Origin of the sequence: Echinicola strongylocentroti, assembly GCF_003260975.1 — a bacterium.
GTDB classification, from domain to species: domain Bacteria; phylum Bacteroidota; class Bacteroidia; order Cytophagales; family Cyclobacteriaceae; genus Echinicola; species Echinicola strongylocentroti.
In genome coordinates, this window is sequence record NZ_CP030041.1 from 4261803 (window position 1) to 4281448 (window position 19646).

Annotated in this window: 11 protein-coding genes; 9 read left to right on the plus strand and 2 right to left on the minus strand. The window is 45.6% G+C overall.

Annotated elements, in window-relative coordinates; translation table 11 throughout:
* Positions 1–84: 84 nt before the first annotated feature.
* Positions 85–1314 carry a glycoside hydrolase family 88 protein gene (locus DN752_RS16490; protein WP_112784966.1) on the minus strand — a complete coding sequence of 410 codons (1230 nt, stop codon included), beginning with the start codon at positions 1312–1314 and terminating at the stop codon, positions 85–87.
* Between the two features lie 347 nt (positions 1315–1661).
* On the opposite strand from DN752_RS16490, the gene DN752_RS16495 reads away from it, so the two are divergent.
* The 6 genes from DN752_RS16495 (at position 1662) to DN752_RS16520 (ending at position 14970) form a co-directional block, all read left to right on the plus strand.
* Entirely contained in the window at positions 1662–2264 is a 603-nt protein-coding gene (locus DN752_RS16495; protein ID WP_112784967.1) for an RNA polymerase sigma factor, read from the plus strand.
* Positions 2265–3196: 932 nt separating this feature from the next.
* Entirely contained in the window at positions 3197–4240 is a 1044-nt protein-coding gene (locus DN752_RS16500) for a FecR family protein (RefSeq protein ID WP_112784968.1), read from the plus strand.
* 58 nt (positions 4241–4298) lie between these two features.
* A complete protein-coding gene (locus tag DN752_RS16505) occupies positions 4299–7748 on the plus strand; it encodes a SusC/RagA family TonB-linked outer membrane protein (RefSeq protein ID WP_112784969.1) in 3450 nt (1149 codons plus the stop codon).
* 30 nt (positions 7749–7778) lie between these two features.
* On the plus strand, positions 7779–9401 hold the full coding sequence (locus DN752_RS16510) for a RagB/SusD family nutrient uptake outer membrane protein (RefSeq protein WP_112784970.1): 1623 nt from the start codon (positions 7779–7781) through the stop codon (positions 9399–9401).
* Positions 9402–9471: 70 nt separating this feature from the next.
* Complete coding sequence (locus DN752_RS16515) at positions 9472–12948, plus strand: polysaccharide lyase family 8 super-sandwich domain-containing protein (protein WP_112784971.1); 3477 nt, start codon at positions 9472–9474, stop codon at positions 12946–12948.
* Positions 12949–13017: 69 nt separating this feature from the next.
* Positions 13018–14970, plus strand: a complete 1953-nt coding sequence (locus tag DN752_RS16520) for a heparinase II/III domain-containing protein (protein ID WP_112784972.1) — start codon at positions 13018–13020, stop codon at positions 14968–14970.
* 60 nt (positions 14971–15030) lie between these two features.
* Here the strand turns inward: DN752_RS16520 and DN752_RS16525 are convergent, their stop codons facing one another.
* Positions 15031–16365: a sulfatase-like hydrolase/transferase gene (locus DN752_RS16525; protein WP_112784973.1), complete on the minus strand. Its 1335-nt coding sequence runs from the start codon at positions 16363–16365 to the stop codon at positions 15031–15033.
* Between the two features lie 403 nt (positions 16366–16768).
* Here DN752_RS16525 and DN752_RS16530 point away from each other — a divergent pair, with 403 nt between their 5' ends.
* The 3 genes from DN752_RS16530 (at position 16769) to DN752_RS16540 (ending at position 19566) form a co-directional block, all read left to right on the plus strand.
* Positions 16769–17362: an RNA polymerase sigma factor gene (locus DN752_RS16530; RefSeq protein WP_245949273.1), complete on the plus strand. Its 594-nt coding sequence runs from the start codon at positions 16769–16771 to the stop codon at positions 17360–17362.
* 688 nt (positions 17363–18050) lie between these two features.
* Positions 18051–18353, plus strand: a complete 303-nt coding sequence (locus DN752_RS24525; RefSeq protein ID WP_162633237.1) for a hypothetical protein — start codon at positions 18051–18053, stop codon at positions 18351–18353.
* Positions 18354–18567: 214 nt separating this feature from the next.
* Positions 18568–19566 (plus strand): FecR family protein, encoded by a 999-nt coding sequence (locus tag DN752_RS16540; RefSeq protein ID WP_162633238.1) that lies wholly within the window; start codon positions 18568–18570, stop codon positions 19564–19566.
* Positions 19567–19646 lie beyond the last annotated feature (80 nt).

The window sequence follows — 19646 nt, forward strand, 5'->3', positions numbered from 1 at the left end:
TTGAAATATAAGTAGCTGACAAACAAAAAATGCTGACAAACCAGTTGTTTACCGATTGTCAGCATTTTTCAGTGCGAAAGGTACTTAGTTAAGGAACCAATCTTGGTAGCGCTTCAAGGCTTCGATATAATAATAATCTGCATATGTCAGCGGTACGTCTACTTCAGAGTCGTGCGGTAGTGATCCCACACTGTGCAATAAAATAAAACCGCCGTTTTGGCCGAGTTTTGCACGGTACTTATCGGAAGAGAGGCTGATAATGGTTTTTTCAGCAGCAGTTACATATTCTTCAGCTTTGGCTTTATCTTTCGTGTATTTGCTCAGTTCTAAGAAGGCCGATGCATTGAGTGCTGCGGCAGACGCATCCCTATAGGTAGAGTCAGTGGCCGGCGCATCATAATCCCAGTAGGGAACCATGTCCTCGGGCATGTTGGGATGGTCAAGGATAAAAGCCGCAATGTTCTCTGCTTGGTCCAGATAAGCTTGGTTTTTGGTGTCACGATACATGACAATGTAGCCGTAAAGCCCCCAAGATTGCCCACGTGCCCAAGCGGAATCGTCAGCTTTGCCTTGGTGGGTTTTCTTTTCGACCACTTTTCCAGAAGTAGGGTCATAATCGACCACGTGATAGGAGCTGTAGTCATCCCGGAAATGGTGCTTTATGGTGCTGTCGGCGTGGGAAATATTAATGTTGCGGTATTTGTCATCACCGGAAGCCTCAGATGCCCAAAAGAGAAATTCCAAGTTCATCATGTTGTCAATGATCACCGGGTACTTCCAAGAACCGTGGTCCCAGGATTTGATCAGACCCGTTTCTGGGTGAAATCTCGTAGCCAGTGATTCCGCGCCTTGTAGCATTACCTCTTTATAATGCTCATTTCCAGTGATCCGATAAGCATTCCCAAAGCTGCAAAACAGCATAAAACCAAGGTCATGCGTACCGGTATTGTCTTTTTCCTTCTCCAGGATTTCCAGTTTCTGCTCGGCCAGCTCCAGCATGGTAGAGTCTCCAGACATTTCGAAGAGGTACAATAACGTGCCCGGGTAGAAACCTGAAGTCCACCAACTGGTTCCTGATGTGACAAATTTGTCCTCGTCCTTGAGGTAAGTCCTGGGAAGCTTGTCTTCTGGTACCAAAGAACTCAGGTGTTGGTACTGTTTGACGGAAAATGCTACATTTTCCTCAATAAATTCTTGGGTAATAGGTGTCTCGTTTGATGCCTCTTCTTTCTCCTTTTGCTTGGGCTGGCTACATGCACTTGCTAAGAAGCCTGCAGCCAAAAGAGAAAAGGTAAATGTGTAGGTGAGTTTCATGAGTGTTTGATAATTAAAATCCTTAGTTAGCTATTTTTTTATTGTTTTATAGGGATGTAGAGCGATTTTTATTAAAAAAGACCACTTGTAAATATATATTTTTTATAAAGTTATTTTAGAAAATGACCGCTATTTTCAAGCCAATATATTAAAATAAAATAGAAATTATTGCCTATAAGTTTTGATTTGTTTCATTTTTGTTAGTAAATAGTAAGATATTGAAAATATAATATCAGTTTTGTGCAGAAACTGGTAGTTTCTTTTTTGTGAAGAGAGTGCTGTATGAAGTGCCCGACCTGACTCGGTCAAGATTGTAAAAAAGGTAAGAAAGTAAAGCTGATAATGTCATGATAGCAAAGACCCAGGATTTAGAGGAAGTTTGGAGTGCCTTTCTAGATGGTGATGATGAAGCCTTGGGTTGTATTTATGCCGAAAATATAGACCGGCTTTATAATTATGGAAGACAGTTTACCAGAAATAAGTCTTTGGTGAAAGATGCTATCCAAGATGTCTTTTGCCAATTGATCGATGACCGTAAGAAGCTGGGGATTGCCCATTCGGTCAAAGCTTACTTGATGGCCTGTCTGCGCAGGAGGTTACTTGGCGCTCTTAAAGAGGAACGTAGGGATGCTGATGCGGTCCTTGATGAAGAAGCTTTTTTTATCTCTGTGGATGCCACATCCTATTTTATTGACTCCAATTTGTCCATGGACCAAAAGAAAATATTGGAACGATACTGTAATGAGCTTCCAGTTCGGCAGCGAGAGATCATCATGATGAGGTTTTTTGAGAACATGCCCTATGAGGAAATTGCCGAAGTGATGGGCTTGGCCAATGCCAAAACTGTCAGAACGATGATGTATCGCGGACTCAATAAACTTTCGGATTCGCTGACTCCTTATAAATCTCAGCTGTTGCAGGTGCTGATCATGATGGAGTTGATGAGGTGACGGCCCGAGGTGACAATCTCCCCACTTTCCCTTAACCAAACGACATTGAAACGGAGTTAAAAAACCCAAGCCCCCGATTCCGCAGCCCAGCTGTCGTCGCAGCACCAGTTTTTTCCCAAACCCCTTAGTGTATTGGCGCCTTCGTGGCACCTGTTTTTATTGCCACAAAGACACTACGTCACCAAGAAGACCTTGCTTTTTTTCTATTTCTTAGCATCCAGCCTTATTTTCCAAAGCAATAAGCAAGGTGTACTATTGAGATAAAAACCCAAGTCCCCCGACTCCGCAGCCCAGCTGTCGCAGCGCCAGTTTCCCCCCTTAGTGTCTTGGCGCCTTCGTGGCACCTGTTTTTATTGCCACAAAGGCACTACGTCACTAAGAGCACCTTACCTTGCTTTTTCTATTTCTTAGCATCCAAGCTTAGTTCCCAAAGCATTAAGCAAGGTGTACTATGGAGATAAAAAACCAAGCCCCCCGATTCCGCAGCCCAGCTGTCGTCGCAGCACCAGTTTTTTCCCACCCCCTTAGTGTCTTGGCGCCTTCGTGGCACCTGTTTTTATTGCCACAAAGACACTACGTCACCAAGAAGACCTTGCCTTACTTTTTCTATTTCTTAGCATCCAGCCTTAGTTCCCAAAGCAATAAGCAAGTGTACTATTGAGTTAAAAAACCAAGTCCCCCTATTCCGCAGCCCAGCTGTCGCAGCACCAGTTTTTTCCACTCCCTTAGTGTCTTGGCGCCTTCGTGGCACCTGTTTTTTTGACTTGAAGCCACTTTGAAACCTTCACTGATTATAGGCAATTAGACCATTTGACCACGATGTAAAACCTAGTGTTCAGAATTTTTTGAAAAAAAACGAATAATGGAGTGGTCTTTTGGTGATTTTCCCTCTCTACAATACAAAAGTAGCCTACTATAAGGAATTTTAGTATATGGATTTCAAAAGTATTGTTTTTAGGGAGTTGCTGGAGGATGAGTATTTCATCCAATGGCTGATAGCGCCTGATCAAGAATCGGACAAGTATTGGCAAGCATGGATGGTAAATAATCCAGACAAAGCGGCAGTTTTGAGAGATATCAAGGCAGTGGTCAACGCCATAGAGCCCAAGCACATTCATCAACTTGACAGCGATGAGAAAGCCGATATACTAGGACATGTCAGACAATATGCGGGTCAAAAAAAGCGGCAGGAAATGCTATGGAGCACCAAGCCCAAGCGAAAAAGGTGGGGCAATTGGGGTTTAATGGCTGCGTGTTTTGTCATCTTGGCCATTCTTACCGCCAATTTTTTCGGGGTGTTTGAGCCGGAAATGGCCACACCGGAGCTGACAAAAGAACGCATGGTGGTCAAGCAAACCTCCAAAGGGACCAAATCGAGCTTTTACTTACCGGACGGCACACTGGTGAAGCTGAACTCCAGCAGCTCATTGGAGTTTCCTATAGCTTTTACGGATAGCTTAAGGCAGGTAAAACTCATTGGACAGGCATTTTTTGAAGTAACCAGAAACGAAGCAGCACCTTTTATTGTGGAGACAGACCATATGGATGTCCAAGTGTTGGGGACCTCATTTGATGTGTTAAATGATGCAGAAGGCAAACGTTTTGAAGTGGCAGTGGCCTCTGGGAAGGTAAAAGTCAACTCCTACGCAGGCAATCAAGAAATCCTTGCCAAAACAGAAATGACCCGGTTAGATGTAAGCAGTGGCCAATTGATCAAAAGCCATTTTGACCCTACCTATCAGCTAGGCTGGAAGGACGGGATATTGGCATTTGAAGATGAGTCTTTTGAGGCGGTGTTCGGTCGGTTGGAAGACTGGTATGGAGTGGCCATTTCGGTGGATCCTGCGCTGACAATCGATAAATCCTATACGGGAAAATATGACAACCAGTCCCTTGAAAATGTCCTTACAGGAATGTCCTCAGTTCTTGGATTTCAATTCAAGATCAATGGCAAACAAGTGACCATCTCTCTATGAATATCTATTAAATAAAAACCCAAAATAAAATAGTAATGTTAACCATAACCAAAGAAAAATGAAAACACACCTACTTTCCAAATTGAAATATTTGGGGATGTTCGTCGCGGCTGTACTCATAAGTCTTGGCGACCTATCTGCCCATCAGTATGCTTATGCCAATTCGACTTGGACCCGGCACCAAAAGCTGGAGGATGTACAGGTGTCTTTGCGCATGAAGAATGCCAGTATGATTCAAGTCCTTAAGGAAATTGAATCATCCACTGCTTTCCATGTGGCATTTATGGAGGAGGAGCTTTCTAACGAGAAAAACATATCCCTCAATGTCAACAGTCAATCGTTGCTTCATGTGTTGGAAGAGTTGTCTCGGGATCACAATGTGCGGTTTACCCAAGTGAACAATACCATTCATGTTGCCGCAAAGAATGCCGCAGCCTCAGAAGAGATCATAGAGGAACGCAATATTTCAGGAAAGGTACTGGATGAAGAAGGAATCCCTATTCCAGGGGTCAATGTAATCGTCAAAGGAACCAAAAGGGTGACCGTAACAGATCTGGATGGTACATTTTCATTTGAGAATGTTTCCGACGATGCCGTTTTGGTCTTTTCCTTTATAGGTTTTGAATCACAAGAGATTACGGTGGCCCACAAGGAGGTGATTTCGGTGACCTTACTGGAGGATGTGGGTGATCTGGAAGAGGTCGTAGTGGTAGGGTATGGTACCCAGAAAAAAGCTAATCTGACCGGAGCAGTATCCACCGTAGAAGCCAAGGCTTTGGAGAACAGGCCAGTGAGCAACGTGGCAAATGCCCTTCAAGGCACCACTCCTGGTCTTAATATCACCCGTTCCGGAGGTCAGCCGGGAAATGAGAATGTGGGCATTCAGGTAAGGGGCGTGACCTCGGCCAATGGTGCTGTGGACCCGCTCTTGATGGTAGACGGTGTGCCATCACCGCTCTTTACGTTGCAAACCATCAACCCCAATGATATCGAGTCAGTCACTGTCCTAAAAGATGCTGCCGCAGCGGCTATTTATGGTGCTCAGGCCGCCGGGGGAGTGATCTTGGTGAAGACCAAAGGTGGAAAAAAAGGAAAGACGACGTTTGAATACTCCAATCAGTTCGGTACAGAATGGGCGCTGAATGTGCCAGAAAGGCTTTCACTATTGGATGAAGCGTTATACTCCAATCTGGCCAGGGCCAATGCAGGCCTAGGGCCAGAGTACAACGAACAAGCCTTGCAGTACATTCGTGACGGCGTCGAGTTTGTGCCAAGCGAAACCAACCCCAATAAATGGGTGACCTATAACCAACAAAGCATTAGGGACCAGGTACTAAGGGAGTCTTCCCCTATGCAGACGCATAATCTAAGCGCCAGAGGTGGCTCAGAAAACATAGATTACTTGGTTTCACTGGGCTATTATGACAAAAAAGGTGTCTTTAAACTGGGACCGGATAGTTTCGAGAGGTACAATGCCCGGTTTAATTTAGGAGCCAAACTAACGGAGCATCTATCACTTGATTCGAGGATTTCTTATGCCAACCACTATACGGAATCCCCTTCTCGTGGAGCCAGTGGGTATGGCCTATTGCAACAAGTATATCAAGCCCGGCAGCGGTTTCCTGTTTTTACCCCAGAGGGCGAGCTGTTTGGCGGAGCAGGGACTTCAGGAAACAACACCTATGCTTATTTGTCCCAAGGTGGATATGATAATACCCAAAGGAATGATTTTGACGGGGTGTTTACAGGGACATTGAAGGATGTGGTAAAAGGCCTGACCATACGGTCTATTTTTGGCAGGCAATACAGAAGAGCAGATAGGGAGCGTTTTGCCAGAACGGTCGACTTATGGGACCGCGGTGGCGATGGACCTGCTTATGTGTTGAACAATCCCAATACATACGAATTGTATCAAGATAATACGGTCAATACCAGCTTCCAGATGTTGGTGGATTATGACCTGACCTTAGCGGATCAGCATGTGTTTCATGTGCTGGCCGGGTACCAGTGGGAGGACTTCAGATGGACCAGACTGTACTCTAGAGCGAGCAACTTGATCAATAATGATCTGCCTACGCTGAACTTGGGGGATGATAATACCAAAGTGGCTACCCAGAGTATCAACACTTTTGCCAACCAATCGGTATTTGGAAGGATTAACTACAGTTATGACGAACGGTTCCTATTTGAGGGGACACTGCGAATGGATGAAAGCTCTCGTTTGGCTCCTGATTTGAGAACCAAGGTTTTTCCGGCTGCATCCGTAGGTTGGAATATGCACAGGGAAGACTTTTTTGGGAATACGCTGCCTTTCCTTTCTGAATTTAAGCTAAGGGCTTCATGGGGCCAGTTAGGCAGTGCACTTGGCGGAGATATTATCGGGTATTATGATTACCTGAATGTGCTATCCAGGGGTTCTTCGTTGGTAATGGGCAGCGATGAGACACGATCAACTTATTTTTATCAATCTTCCGTTCCTTCCTCAGAACTTTCCTGGGAGACGATCGAGACGTGGAACGGCGGCGTAGATTTGGGCTTATTGGAGAATAAGTTACAGATGAGCTTCGATTACTATGTCAAGCACAATAGAAACATGCTTACTCCCCTCCAGCTGCCGGCGACTTTTGGCGTTGGTACTCCTAAAATAAATAACGGTGTTTTGAAATCTTGGGGATGGGAATTGGCGGTCAATTATCGGGATCGTGTAAATGAAGACTTTAATTATACGGTTGGTTTTAACCTTAGTGACAACCAGAATGAGTTGATCGAATATTCGGGAAGAAACGTGGTGAGTGCAGGAGAAAATAACATTATCGAAGGATTTCCATTAAACACCATCTGGGGATATGAGACGGCTCCGGGGTACTTCACGTCAGCAGATCAGGTAGATGCTGCGGCTTTTCAGGACAATCGTACAGGCCCTGGAGATATCCAATATGTCAATCAAGATGGAGACGATAGGATTACCGTGGGGAATGGAACAACGGATGATGCCGGTGATCTTATGCTGCTTGGGACCAATCAGCAAAGGTACCTGTTTGGTCTAACGGCCTCTGCACAGTGGAAAAATTTCGATCTGTCCATTTTCTTCCAAGGGGTAGGGAAAAGAAGCTTTATGCCCACCCGTGACATGATCATGCCGCTCAGCCAAAGTTGGTTTATGCCGATGAAACATCATCAGGATTATTGGACTCCTGAGCATACCGATGCGGCATTTCCACGGCCTTATTTGAATGGACATCATAACTACCTTCCCTCTGATCGGTGGGTGCTGGACGGTAGCTATATTAGGCTAAAGAACTTCCAGGTTGGGTATTCGTTGCCAGCGTCCTTGATCAATCGGGTGAAGGTAAACCGGGCAAGGATCTTTGTGACAGGTCAGGATGTGCTGACATTTACCAGCATGGGCGTGTTTGATGGGGTTTTTGATCCTGAAAATTCCAATAATGTCCGTGCTGACTATCCTTTCTTTGGCACATTGGCAGTGGGGCTTAACCTATCCTTCTAAACCTAAACTCGAAATTAAATCCTAGAAACAATGAAGTATAGCAAAATATATATAATGGCAGGTTTGATGGCCTTAATTGTTGGCCTTGGTAGTTGTGATGTAAACAGGCTGCCAGAAACCCAGTTGAGCGACCCGGCTTTTTGGAGGAATGAAAATGACCTGAAACTGGCGGCAAACTACCTTTATACTTACTTGCCCGCCTTGCCGGTGACCTCCGATGTATGGTCGGATGATGCATTTGGCAAGTCACCAAATACCGTCAGTGATGGGACACGCATTGCTCCTGCCACAGATGGGAATTATAATAATGCCTATTTTTTGATCAGGGCTGCTAATAACATCATAGAAAAAGCACCTAGAGCATTGGAAAGTGGAGTGGATCCGGCGGTGGTCGATCGCTATGTAGCCGAGGCGAAATTCTTCAGGGCCTGGGCGTATTTTAGATTGGTGAAACGTTACGGTGATGTGCCGCTGATAGGAACGACATTGGCCGAAAATTCAGAGGAACTGTTTGCGCCTGCTGCACCAAGAGCAGAGGTGTTGGCACTCATCTACGAGGATTTGGACGAAGGAACAGCTAATTTGCCTGCTCCATCGGAACTGGACGGGGCTGATTATGGACGAATCACCAATACTGCTGCATGGGCCTTCAAATCAAGGGTAGCGCTATTTGAGGGAACACGGTCAAAATATCACGGCTACGGCGATCCTCAGATGCACCTTACCCTTGCCAAGGAAGCTGCAGAGGCTTGCATGAATTCTGGTGAGCATGATTTGTTTGGGTCTTATTTTGACCTGTATCAGTATGAAGGTGAAGGGCCAGGAAACAAGGAGAATATCCTGGTGAGACAATACGGTGTGAATGTTTCTGAATCCATCACCAGTCATACTGCCCAGAGAACGCTGGAGACAGGTGCTTCAAATCCCACCAAGTCGCTGGCCGATGCCTATCTGATGGTGGATGGCCTTCCGATGGATAAGTCCCCGCTGTATTCAGAGCCCCAGAGTATTTTGGAGGTTTTTGATAACAGGGACCCAAGAATGTCCGATACGTTTTATAAAGAAGGAGATGAATATATCGGTACCCAGCCGGTGTTCAATGTTCCCAATCTGTCATTTGTCAGAACGGGATTTGCGAACAGGCGGTACGCCAATATCACTGACTGGCAAAATTCACGGTCGTATATCGACTACACCATTATCAGGTATGCAGAAGTTCTATTGAATTATGCAGAAGCTGTTTACGAATTGAATGGTAGCATAACCGATGAAGAGCTGGACAATAGCGTTAATCTGCTCCGCCAGCGCGCAGGGGTTAGCGAACTGAGCAATGCCTTTGCCAGTGCCAATGGGCTCGAAATGCTACAAGAAATCAGAAGAGAGAGAAGAGTGGAGCTGGCCTTGGAAGGGTTCCGGTATTGGGATTTGATCCGTTGGAAAACTGCCGAGGAAGTAATGCCGCAAGCGGTACTAGGGAATTATTACTTTGAAGAATATGGTACGGAGGTTACGCCAAACCTGACAGAAGACAATATCATTCTTCTTCAAGCAGAGGAAAACCGAAGTTTTGATCCTGATCGGGATTATCTCTGGCCACTGCCCATCAATGAACTTGGGCTGAATCCTGCACTGGAGCAGAATCCTAATTGGTAGTGTAAGTTGGATAAAGGGACCATGGCTCAGGCTGGGTCCCTTTTTTTATTCATATTAACCTTTTACAATTATGAAATATATAAGACTTTTAGCCATTGTAGTATTGGGCTGCTGTATTCAGTTGCAGGGATTTGCCCAGAGTGATTTTGATGTCATAATGGAACGGATCTTTGCTGATTATCAGCAGTCGCCTTCCACGACGAACCTGGACAGCCAGGTGGCTTCAGTACGTGCCAGTATGGACATTGACGGGAGTTGGCCGGATATTAATTATGCTGATCAGTCCCAGACCAATTGGCAGCCTGTAAAGCATTATGAACGGGTAAGTGTGTTGGCCAAGGCCTATTCGAGGACAGAGAGCAGTTACTACGGGGACTCCACTTTATTGGCAGATATTACCACTGCCATGGAGTATTGGCTGGGGCTTAGTCCAGTTCCCTACAGTACCAACTGGTGGTTCCTCAGTATCAAGGTGCCCAAGGATATTGGGAACATCCTTATTGCGCTAAGAACTACCCCGGTGGGTATTGACTCGACATTGGAAAGCAGTATGATCGAATGGATGGACAAAGGTGTTTCCATGACCGTTTCCCCCGGAAAGGATGGTTCCAATCTTACGGACATTGGGCAGCACTATATCATGCGAGCTTGCCTGACCGAAGACAGTGGCCTGATGCAGCATGCCGTGACCGAAACGGGCAATTCGATCAAAATCAGTGCAGGTGAAGGCATCAAGCGGGACAATTCCTATATGGCGCACGGAGCGCAGCTTTACATCTATGGATATGGAAGGGAGTATGTGTCGGGGATCAGAAACATCGCAGTGAACATAACGGGTACTTCCTATGCCTATCCTCCAGAAAAAGTAGCCATATTTTCGGATTTTGTCAGGAATGGATTCATCAAGACTTCCCGTGGTGCATATGCCGATTTTAATGCCTTTGGGAGAAGCATTACCCGCTCAGGTGTAGGGCGTGCGGATGTGAACCTGATCGAGCAGGTCAAGAATGTTGATTTGCCCCAGTACCACGCCAGCTACGATACGGTCATTGCTAGGATGCGGGCGCAAGAAAGCCCTGATTATGGAGTGACGCCAGAGCATTTACATTATTGGCAGTCAGATTATACCATACACCACCGTCCTGACTATATGGTGGGGCTGCGCAATGTCTCCACTCGGACCGTAAAGTCTGAAATGGGCAATGGTGAAAATATTAAGGGGCACTTTTTAACAGACGGAGCCACTTATATTGCGGTAGATGGTGATGAATATTTTGGGGTTTACCCTGTTTGGGACTGGAACAAAATCCCCGGTGCCACTACTCCTGCGATCACTTCTTTTACGCCGAGGTCATCATGGGGCAGCAATCCAGGGAAAACCAATTTTGTAGGAGGAGTGTCCGATGGCCAATATGGAGCCTCGGTCTATGATATGGATGATTACAATACCAAAGCCAAAAAAGCATGGTTCTTTTTTGACGAGGCAGTAATTTGTTTGGGAGCGGCGATCAATGCTACTGCGCCAGAGGCGATCAACACGACCATTAACCAAGCCCTATTGGAAGGAAGTGTGGTGGCCGATACTGGTAGTGGGGGAGCTACATTGACTTCTGGGAGCCATGCTTTTTCAGATAACCTCAATTGGGCATGGCACAATGACGTCGGCTATGTGTTTCCTGAAGGAGGCCAAGTGAAACTAAACAACCAAAGCCAATCAGGCAGCTGGAGCAGTATAAACCAAACACAGTCTTCCGCCCAAGTGACCGAAGAGGTGTTCAAATTGTGGTTTGAACACGGGACCACTCCCGTAAACGACAGCTATGCTTATATCTTACTGCCCGGAGCCACGCAACAGGCAACCGCCAACTTTGGTACCAATGAAGTGGAGATTTTGGTCAATTCAGATACCGTCCAAGCGGCCAGGCATAGTGGGTTGGATATGGTGCAGGCGGTTTTTTATCGTTCAGGGAGTTATCTTCTGGACAGTATAAAGGTCAATGTGAGTAAACCATGCGTATTGTTGCTCAAAGGAGGCAGTACCTCTACGCTTCATGTGACCGCGGCAGACCCAACCCAGGGGAATTCCGGTGTGCTGAGGGTCGGAATAGAAACTACTGCATTGGGCGAAATGAAAATGGTGGACCTCTCCTTGCCCGAAGGGGATCTCGCAGGGAGCAGCGTGTCAGGAGAAATCAACCAAAGTTCACCGGCATTTGAACAACTGGTGGAGCCGCAGGTGCTTGGAGCAGTGGCCGATGCCTATGTGCGGGACGGTAGCTATGCAGGCACCAACTACCCCACAGGAAATCTGGTGGTAAAAAAGGACGGTTCAGGGTATCACCGAGAAAGTTTCCTTAAATTTAACACGACTAATTTGAGCAGTCAGTTGGACAGTGTGAAGCTTCGGCTGTGGGTAAACAATGCCAATACGACCGTGACGGATACCAATTGGGAAATCCATCATGTGTCAGATGATACCTGGCAGGAGGCGGGCATTACGTGGAATAATATGCCTGTGAAGGATAGTCTGCTCGGTCAGATCCCCGGTGTTCCCGCAGGGCAGTTTGTGGAGCTGGACGTGACGGGTGCAGTTTTGGGAAGTTTGTCTGGAGATGGGGCTTTTTCGGTCAATATCTCCGGTACCTTTCAAGGCAGCAAAACCGATGCGCAGTTTGCTTCAAGGGAACATGCCGATCCAGCGCGTCGTCCCGTTTTGGTGATCTACAAAACCGAAATTGCAGGAGGCGAAGAGGGGAGTCTGCCAGTAGTAGCAGATACCTTTGTCCAGAGGGCTGATGCCAATGGTGACGCCAGTGATAAAAACTATGGAACCGCAGGATATCTCGTAGCCCAAAATGGAGGCTATGACCGGGAGATTTACCTTAAGTTTGCGCTATCCGATCTCACCGCTCCCGTACAGCAGGCAACGATCCAGCTGTATAGTATGCGGTCAGCGAGTGCCACGTCTTGGGAGCTGTACGGTGTGACGGACGCGAGTTGGGAAGAAGGAGTGGGCAATTGGCAGGGAAATAGCGCCGAAGGCCTTACTTGGAATACTAGGCCTACTTCAGGTGCCTTGCTCCAGACCATCCCAGGAAGTGCACAAGAAGGGCCAGTGGAATTTGATATTACGGGCTACCTGCAGCAAGTGGCGCCCCAACAGGATACAGTAGCATTTAAAGTGGTGTCCACGGCCTCTGGAGTCTACACTTCGTTTGCCTCAGGAGAGAACAGTGATGGCAGCCGATATCCGAAAATCCAATATGTGTTGGAGCCTGAGGTCGTTGCTGAAGAGCTAAAGCCAAGCCCTAAAAACAAGGTGTTGCTTTTCCCCAATCCATTGGAAGGAATGGGGACCGTGACTTCTGAGCGGCTCATTCGTCAGGTGGTGATCAGGCAGCGGACAGGAGAGGTCGTTCTAGAAAAGCAAGATGTCAATGGCTATGAGTATGAGCTGGACCTGACCGGGATGAAAAATGGCCTGTACTATGTCGTCATCATAGGTGATGATTATACCGAAGTACGAAAGGCCATAAAAAGAAAATAACAATATCCAATGGATCGTCATGGGCTACGAAGGTCAAGCGCATGACGATCGTATAAAAAACAATAACTGATGAAAAGTAACGTGATTTTTACTGGACGAGGAATAGCTTTGTGCTGTTTGTTGATAGGGGTGATTTTTGGGGTGTCAGCACAGCAAAAACGGGATTTATTGACGAAGGAAATAAACCAATCAGGAGATTTCTCTTCTTGGGCAATGGATCCACAGGCAATTTTTTCTGATAGAGCCGCTGTTCACGAGCAGCTCGTTCAGCTTCCGAAAGAGATCCAAGGTCAGTTGGTGAAGGAAGGCAATAAAGCCATGGAATATGAATGGCCCGCTATACCGGTGTCGGCATATATGGATTTTGTACGCAATGGAAATCGCACCAGGATGCAGTCTTACCAAAACCAGCGGACAAAAGCACTGAAGAGTTTGGTGCTGGCCGAACTGCTGGTACAAGATGGAACTTACCTTGATGCCATCATGGATGGAGTTTGGGCCATGTGCGAACAATCCACGTGGGTGTTGTCTGCCCATTTGAGCGCTCAGGAGGATAAGTCTGGGATGCCCGATGTGGAGGAACCCGTCATTGATTTGGGCGCAGGGGAAGTGGCCAATCTGCTTTCTTGGATCCATTTTTATTTTAGGAATGATTTTGAAACCATTTCGCCGCTATTGGCCAGAAGAATAAAGATTGAACTGGAGGAACGGATCATCAGTCCCTATTTGGCCAGAGACGATTTTTGGTGGATGGGTTTTGATTCTTCTTTTGTCAATAACTGGAATCCTTGGTGCAACTATAACGTCCTGCTGACGGCTTCTCTGGTGGAGAATGACCAAGAACGACTTCGGCAGGTGGTAGAGAAGAGTGCACGCTCGGTGGACCAATTTATCAATTATTACAAGGCTGATGGTGCCTGTGAAGAGGGACCAGCTTATTGGGACCATGCTGCCGGAAAAATGCTGGAATACCTGGAGCTGCTCAAGACACTGTCAAAGGGACAAGTAGATGTAGGACAAGCTTCAGTGATCCAGAACATGGGGAATTATATTAGGGAAGTCCATATAGCAGATGACTATTACGTGAATTTTGCGGATGCGTCAGCTAGGCTAAAGGCGCATCCAGGGATTATATTTCGATACGGTCAGTATATTTCGGATGAACGACTGAAGGGATTTGCTGCCGATGTGGCCCAGAAGGAGGATTTGGATCAATGGCTGCTGAAGGGAAGCTTGGATCGCACGATTCATAATCTTATGGAGTACCGGAAGCTGGAATCCCAAAAAGCCTATCAAGAGAAAGCGCCTTACTTTTGGTATCCGGAGACAGAAGTCGCTGGAGGGCGGGGTGATGATGGGTTGTTTTTTGCCGCAAAAGGTGGCCACAATAATGAAAGCCATAACCATAATGATGTGGGGACATTTGTGCTTTATTATCAAGGGAACCCAGTTTTTATCGATGTAGGAGTAGAAACGTACTCGGCCAAAACCTTTAGCAAAGATCGCTATGATATCTGGACCATGCAGTCGGATTTTCATAACCTTCCCCAGATCAACGGCGTGCCGCAGCAAAATGGCAATGACTTTAAGGCATCATCGGTGGATTTTTCCGAAGGGAAGCGATTCATTCGTTTTGGTGTGGAGATAAGCCATGCCTATGATGAGTCGGCGGCGAGTGAATTTTGGAATAGGAATTATGAGTTGGACAGGAAAAAAGGAGCATTTACGATTGCGGACCAGTTTTCATTGGATAAGAGGGTGGCCGGGTCTGAGGTGCATTTTATGAGCCTTTACCGTCCAGAAAAATCAGCAGAAGGGATGGTCACCATCACATTGCCCAATGGCCAGGAGATGATAGTGCATTATCCTGCAGATAAGCTGTCGTTAACCATCGAGGAATGGCCTGTAGAGGATCCTCGGCTGTTACAGGTTTGGGAGCAGGAGGTGGTTTATCGCTTGGTTTTTGGACAGGTGGGTGAGCAGCTGAAAGATAAATGGGAGATAGAAGTGACCACACCCTAAATCCCCCAGCTAGGACTAGTGCTGAGGGATTTAGCAGAGGTCGGTTAATCCATCTTCAGGTCAGTCTCCTTCTCCCGACACCCAAGCGTTTTTGCCTGATGTCGGCACGAAGTACGGGTGGGGGAGTTGGGCGAGCCATTGGTCGTACTTTTCCTTCATTTTCTGGTATTGTTGAGGGTTGCTTTCCAGCAGGTCGTCTTCCTCTGCCAGGTCTTGGTCCAAGTTATAGAGTTCATGGTTGCCCTTGTTCACGATAAGCTTCCACTGCCCTGATCTGACGGCACCATTATATTGGCTGGTGTGCCAGTACAGCTCACGATGGTCCTGTTCCTGAGGTTTGTTGATAAGTTCCAGTACCGACTTTCCTTCCAGGTTTCTTTTGGAATATCCTACGGCATCCAAGATGCTTGGCAGGATGTCGAGACTTGAGGTGATGGAGTGGCAGACGGTTTCACGATTGATCTTTCCGGGCCATCTTACCGCAAAAGGAACTCGGATGCCTCCTTCATATAGTTGGCCTTTGTAGCCTTTCAGGGGACTGTTGTTGGCGCTGATGTGCTTTGACCCGCCATTATCATTGATGAAGAAGATAATCGTGTTTTCCAACTCGCCCATTGTATCCAGCTGATCGAAGACTTTGCCGATATTTTCATCTAGGGAGTAGGTCATAGCGGCCAGGATGTCCCTTTTAGGATCGCCGGGGAATGTGCCTTTGAACATTTCTACATGTTCAGGTTTGGCCTCTAAGGGGCTGTGTACGGCGTTATAGGCCATGTAAAGGAAGAAAGGTTTTTCGCTGTTTTTGGAAGCGAACTTCAGTGCCTCATCTGTGATGGCATCAGTCATATAAGGAATGGTGGCTGCGTCAACAGGTCTTCCATTGTCAATGACATCAATGGCTTTTCCTGTATGGTAGTGGTTTGAACCCCAAAGGAATCCCCAAAAATGGTCAAAGCCTTTTTGCTGTGGCTGGAATTCTTCGGCAAAACCTTCATGCCATTTGCCAAATGCTGCGGTAGCATAGCCTAATGGCTGAAGGTATTCCCCGATCATTTTGACATTGTGAGGTAGTCCATATTCATCTTGGTCAATGCTATAGGTCACGCCTTTGATGTAGTTATAAATATGGCCAAACTCGGGTTGGTTGATACCGGAAAGCAGTCCGGCCCGAGAGGGGGAGCATACACTGGCCGTGACATAGGCGTTGGTGAATTTTGCGCCTTCATGGGCGATCCTGTCGATGTTTGGCGTAGCCGTGAGTTTATCCGATTGGAAGCTAAAGTCAGCGTATCCTGCGTCATCACTGACGATGACAATGATGTTCGGCTTTTCTTGAGCTATGCTGCCAGTTATGACAAATAGAGAAAGGAAAAAGAATGAATAGTATAGTTTCATGTTTTAATAGTTGTTTTGAAATAAAGTGATAAAGTAGGCCATAGGATTAAGTAATGAAAGTTTTTTATCAAAAAAAGACAAGGTTTTGAATAATATTTCGCTCCTATGGTCCTTTGTTAAGAAGGTGGAGTTTGTTTTTCATTTTATATTCGGTTGATTTTGGTGTTAAGTGGAGTTTTTTAAGACCACTATTGTTGATCAGTTGAAATTAGCCTGATGAAGATTTTTTATTGTGATTATGAAAAATTATAATGCTTTCAATTGCTTTCTTTTTAAAATTAAATGGTAGTTTTTGACTTATATATAAAGTGATTAAATCGATTTTTAGGTGATTAAAACCTAAAAAATTTTACTTTGTTATTTTTTTTGTCTAAAAATTTTTATGTTTAAGAAATGTCAGATTATGAGAAGACTAATAAAATATAAAGAGAAGGAGTTGGTGACTCTGATGAAAGAGGGGGAGTTGGCGGCTTTTGATGAGCTGTATTATCGGTATGCACCACGTGTAATTGGGTTTGCTAAAAGTGTTTTTCATAATAATGATATTGCAGAAGACGCCGTTCAGGAGGTTTTTGTGAAGGTTTGGGAAAAACGTGGTGGTATAGATGAAGCATTGAATTTTAAGAGTTATTTGTTTACTGCTGTAAAACATCAAGTATACAATAGGATAAGGCAGGTGAAGCATACTGTGGGATTAGAGGAAATGGCTCAGCCCGTTTATCATGAAGTTTCCGGTTTGGAAGAATTAGAATACAAAGAGTTCGAACAGACCGCCTTGAACTTGATAGATAGTCTTCCCGGTGTACAAAAGCAGGTGTTTAAGCTGAGTCGGTTGGAGGGGGTCAGCCACAAGGAAATTGCCGAAAAGCTCGGGGTTTCTGTCCGGACGGTAGAACATCACTGTTATTTGGCCACAAAATTCCTAAAAGGACAATTGCTACAACAGGCATCTGTCATCACCCTAACCTTGTTCAGTTTGATTTTTTTGCACAATTAATTGGTTGTTTTCAGCCTGTTATAGGATGCTAAGTGTATTTCCATGTCTCCTTTATTTTTTGCCATTAATACCCAAAGGGGATTAGTTAGGGTATGTCGTGCAATCGGGTCGTGTAATCGGTACGTTGAGAAAGTAACGTAAAGTAGCTAACTTATTTGACAGCCACATTAGGCACAGAGGGCACAATAGGGAAAGTGTCCAAAGTAACACCTCACTCAGGCTGAAAGCCTAGTTCAGCAGCTCCCTCTACCCATACAAAACCCCTGATATAAAAGCTTTCCGAATTTTTTTAGATGACGATCCGTGATTTTGCACGTCGCCTCATCGAAACGAACTATTCAAGCAAGACCCAATATTCGGCCTTTGAAGAAGGCTCCATGGCCTAGATTTTTGGCTAATGCATATTCCGGTTTCAATGCCGTTTAGTTAGTGTGTATCTGGAAAATATGGGTTCTATATTTTTTCCTTGGGCAGCATTTCGTCAAACAAGCCTGCCTTTTTGCCCACCCGCTTTTTAATTTCTTAACGCCCAATACCTGCAAGGCGGATCCGATTAATAAGTTTCTTATGGATAAATTATCATCATTATTCCATGTAGTGGTATATTTTCTTAAGTAACCAAGTTGAGCGAGAACTATAAGCCCCCCTGAGCCAAAAAAGGTATCGCTTCCTTATTACGGCCCTTGGTATGCCTGTTTTCCAGCCGATGGTGGAGGCCGTTAAGAAAGGGAGTTGGCTCGCGTCGTGGAACAGCGAGACCCACTCACTTTTAGGTCGTAGCCATCGGGTGGAAATTAAAATGGGTGACGGATCTCGGTCGCAGGGTAAATCCATGTTCCATTTTAAAAGGCATACCACCGGCCTAGATTTTTTTCTTTCTTTTTTCATCAATAGCCTGCCCCGAAGGCTTTCGGGGGAAAAAAGGAAAAGGATAATCCACCAAGATGATCAGGTTTCCCCAGCCAAAGTCAATCAAAAAAAGGACTTTTAGGTATATGAAAAGAAGGAAATCCCCTTAACTAAACGGCATTGATTCCGGGTTTAGGAGATCCTGCTACGTGTGCGTGAATATTACTCGTTTAATTTTTTATCTTAACTTATAATATACTGAAATTCAACTACTTATAATTTTTTAGATTTTTTTATGTAAATAAATTAAGTAGTTATGACCTTTTATGTGTAGTACTGTCAAATCACAAGTAAAATTGGAAAAAGAACTTTTATATAAATACCTAGCGGGGACTGCTTCCCAAAGTGAAAAAGCAGCTGTAATCGATTGGCTCGAAACTGATGAGGGAAGAGCGCAATTGGAATCCCTGATGCAAGAAGAGTGGGGACAGGAGCCGGAAAATATTGAGGGGACAGAACTAGGGAGATTGCTTACAGGTGTTCACCAACGAATTGGTGAAGCTACTCCCCAAAAAAAGCTACCCAAGGGAAAGGGGTATAACTGGGGGAAGGGGCTAAGGATAGCTGCATCGGTGATGCTGGTTTCTTTATTGAGTGTGTTGCTTTATAAGCAGCTTAATTACTCTGCTCCCATATTGCCCCCGGAGATCACGACCTACACCAAACATGCCAAGGTAGGGGAGAAACTGAGGTTACGCTTGCCCGATAAGACTTTTGTGATTTTAAATGCCAACTCTACGATAAGTTATACTTCGGGATTTGGCAGAGGAACCCGTGAAGTGGAGCTGGAGGGAGAGGCATTTTTTGAAATTACCCCAGATAAGGCGCGGCCCTTTATGGTGAGGGCAGGAGATGTGGTGGTGACCGCTTTAGGTACGGCTTTTAATACAGAAAATCGAGAAGGCAATGTCTCTGTGGCACTCACAGAAGGAAAGGTAAGTGTGGAAAACGAAGTGGAGGGAAATGAAGATAGTGTCATCCTGCTTCCTGGTCAAATGGCCTCAGTAGATAATAGCGTCAGAGGGGAATTAGCTGTAGCAGCGTTTGACTTGGAGGATGTTACCGCATGGAAAGAAGGTAGAATCCACTTCAAGAGTAAACCGCTCGGGGAGGTTCTCGATGACTTACAGGAGTGGTATGGTGTGGATATCACGTCAGAAAGAGGCGTGAATGCTGCGCGAAAAGTTTCAGGAACTTTTAATAATGAAAACCTCGAAAATGTGCTGAAGGGACTCACCTTTTCCCTTGGCTTCGAATATGAAATTAATAACGAACAAGTGATACTCAGAAAATAACATTGCCTATGTAAAAAGAAATCAGGACAGCCTTCCATCGCCAAATGAATCAACTGCCCTGAAAGTTTCAAGTGATTAAC

What these genes read in the sequence shown, in the direction of transcription:
- DN752_RS16490 (WP_112784966.1), bottom strand. Translation starts at nt 1,314, where the DNA reads ATGAAACTCACCTACACATTTACCTTTTCTCTTTTGGCTGCAGGCTTC.
- DN752_RS16495 (WP_112784967.1), top strand. Translation starts at nt 1,662, where the DNA reads ATGATAGCAAAGACCCAGGATTTAGAGGAAGTTTGGAGTGCCTTTCTA.
- DN752_RS16500 (WP_112784968.1), top strand. Translation starts at nt 3,197, where the DNA reads ATGGATTTCAAAAGTATTGTTTTTAGGGAGTTGCTGGAGGATGAGTAT.
- DN752_RS16505 (WP_112784969.1), top strand. Translation starts at nt 4,299, where the DNA reads ATGAAAACACACCTACTTTCCAAATTGAAATATTTGGGGATGTTCGTC.
- DN752_RS16510 (WP_112784970.1), top strand. Translation starts at nt 7,779, where the DNA reads ATGAAGTATAGCAAAATATATATAATGGCAGGTTTGATGGCCTTAATT.
- DN752_RS16515 (WP_112784971.1), top strand. Translation starts at nt 9,472, where the DNA reads ATGAAATATATAAGACTTTTAGCCATTGTAGTATTGGGCTGCTGTATT.
- DN752_RS16520 (WP_112784972.1), top strand. Translation starts at nt 13,018, where the DNA reads ATGAAAAGTAACGTGATTTTTACTGGACGAGGAATAGCTTTGTGCTGT.
- DN752_RS16525 (WP_112784973.1), bottom strand. Translation starts at nt 16,365, where the DNA reads ATGAAACTATACTATTCATTCTTTTTCCTTTCTCTATTTGTCATAACT.
- DN752_RS16530 (WP_245949273.1), top strand. Translation starts at nt 16,769, where the DNA reads ATGAGAAGACTAATAAAATATAAAGAGAAGGAGTTGGTGACTCTGATG.
- DN752_RS24525 (WP_162633237.1), top strand. Translation starts at nt 18,051, where the DNA reads ATGCCTGTTTTCCAGCCGATGGTGGAGGCCGTTAAGAAAGGGAGTTGG.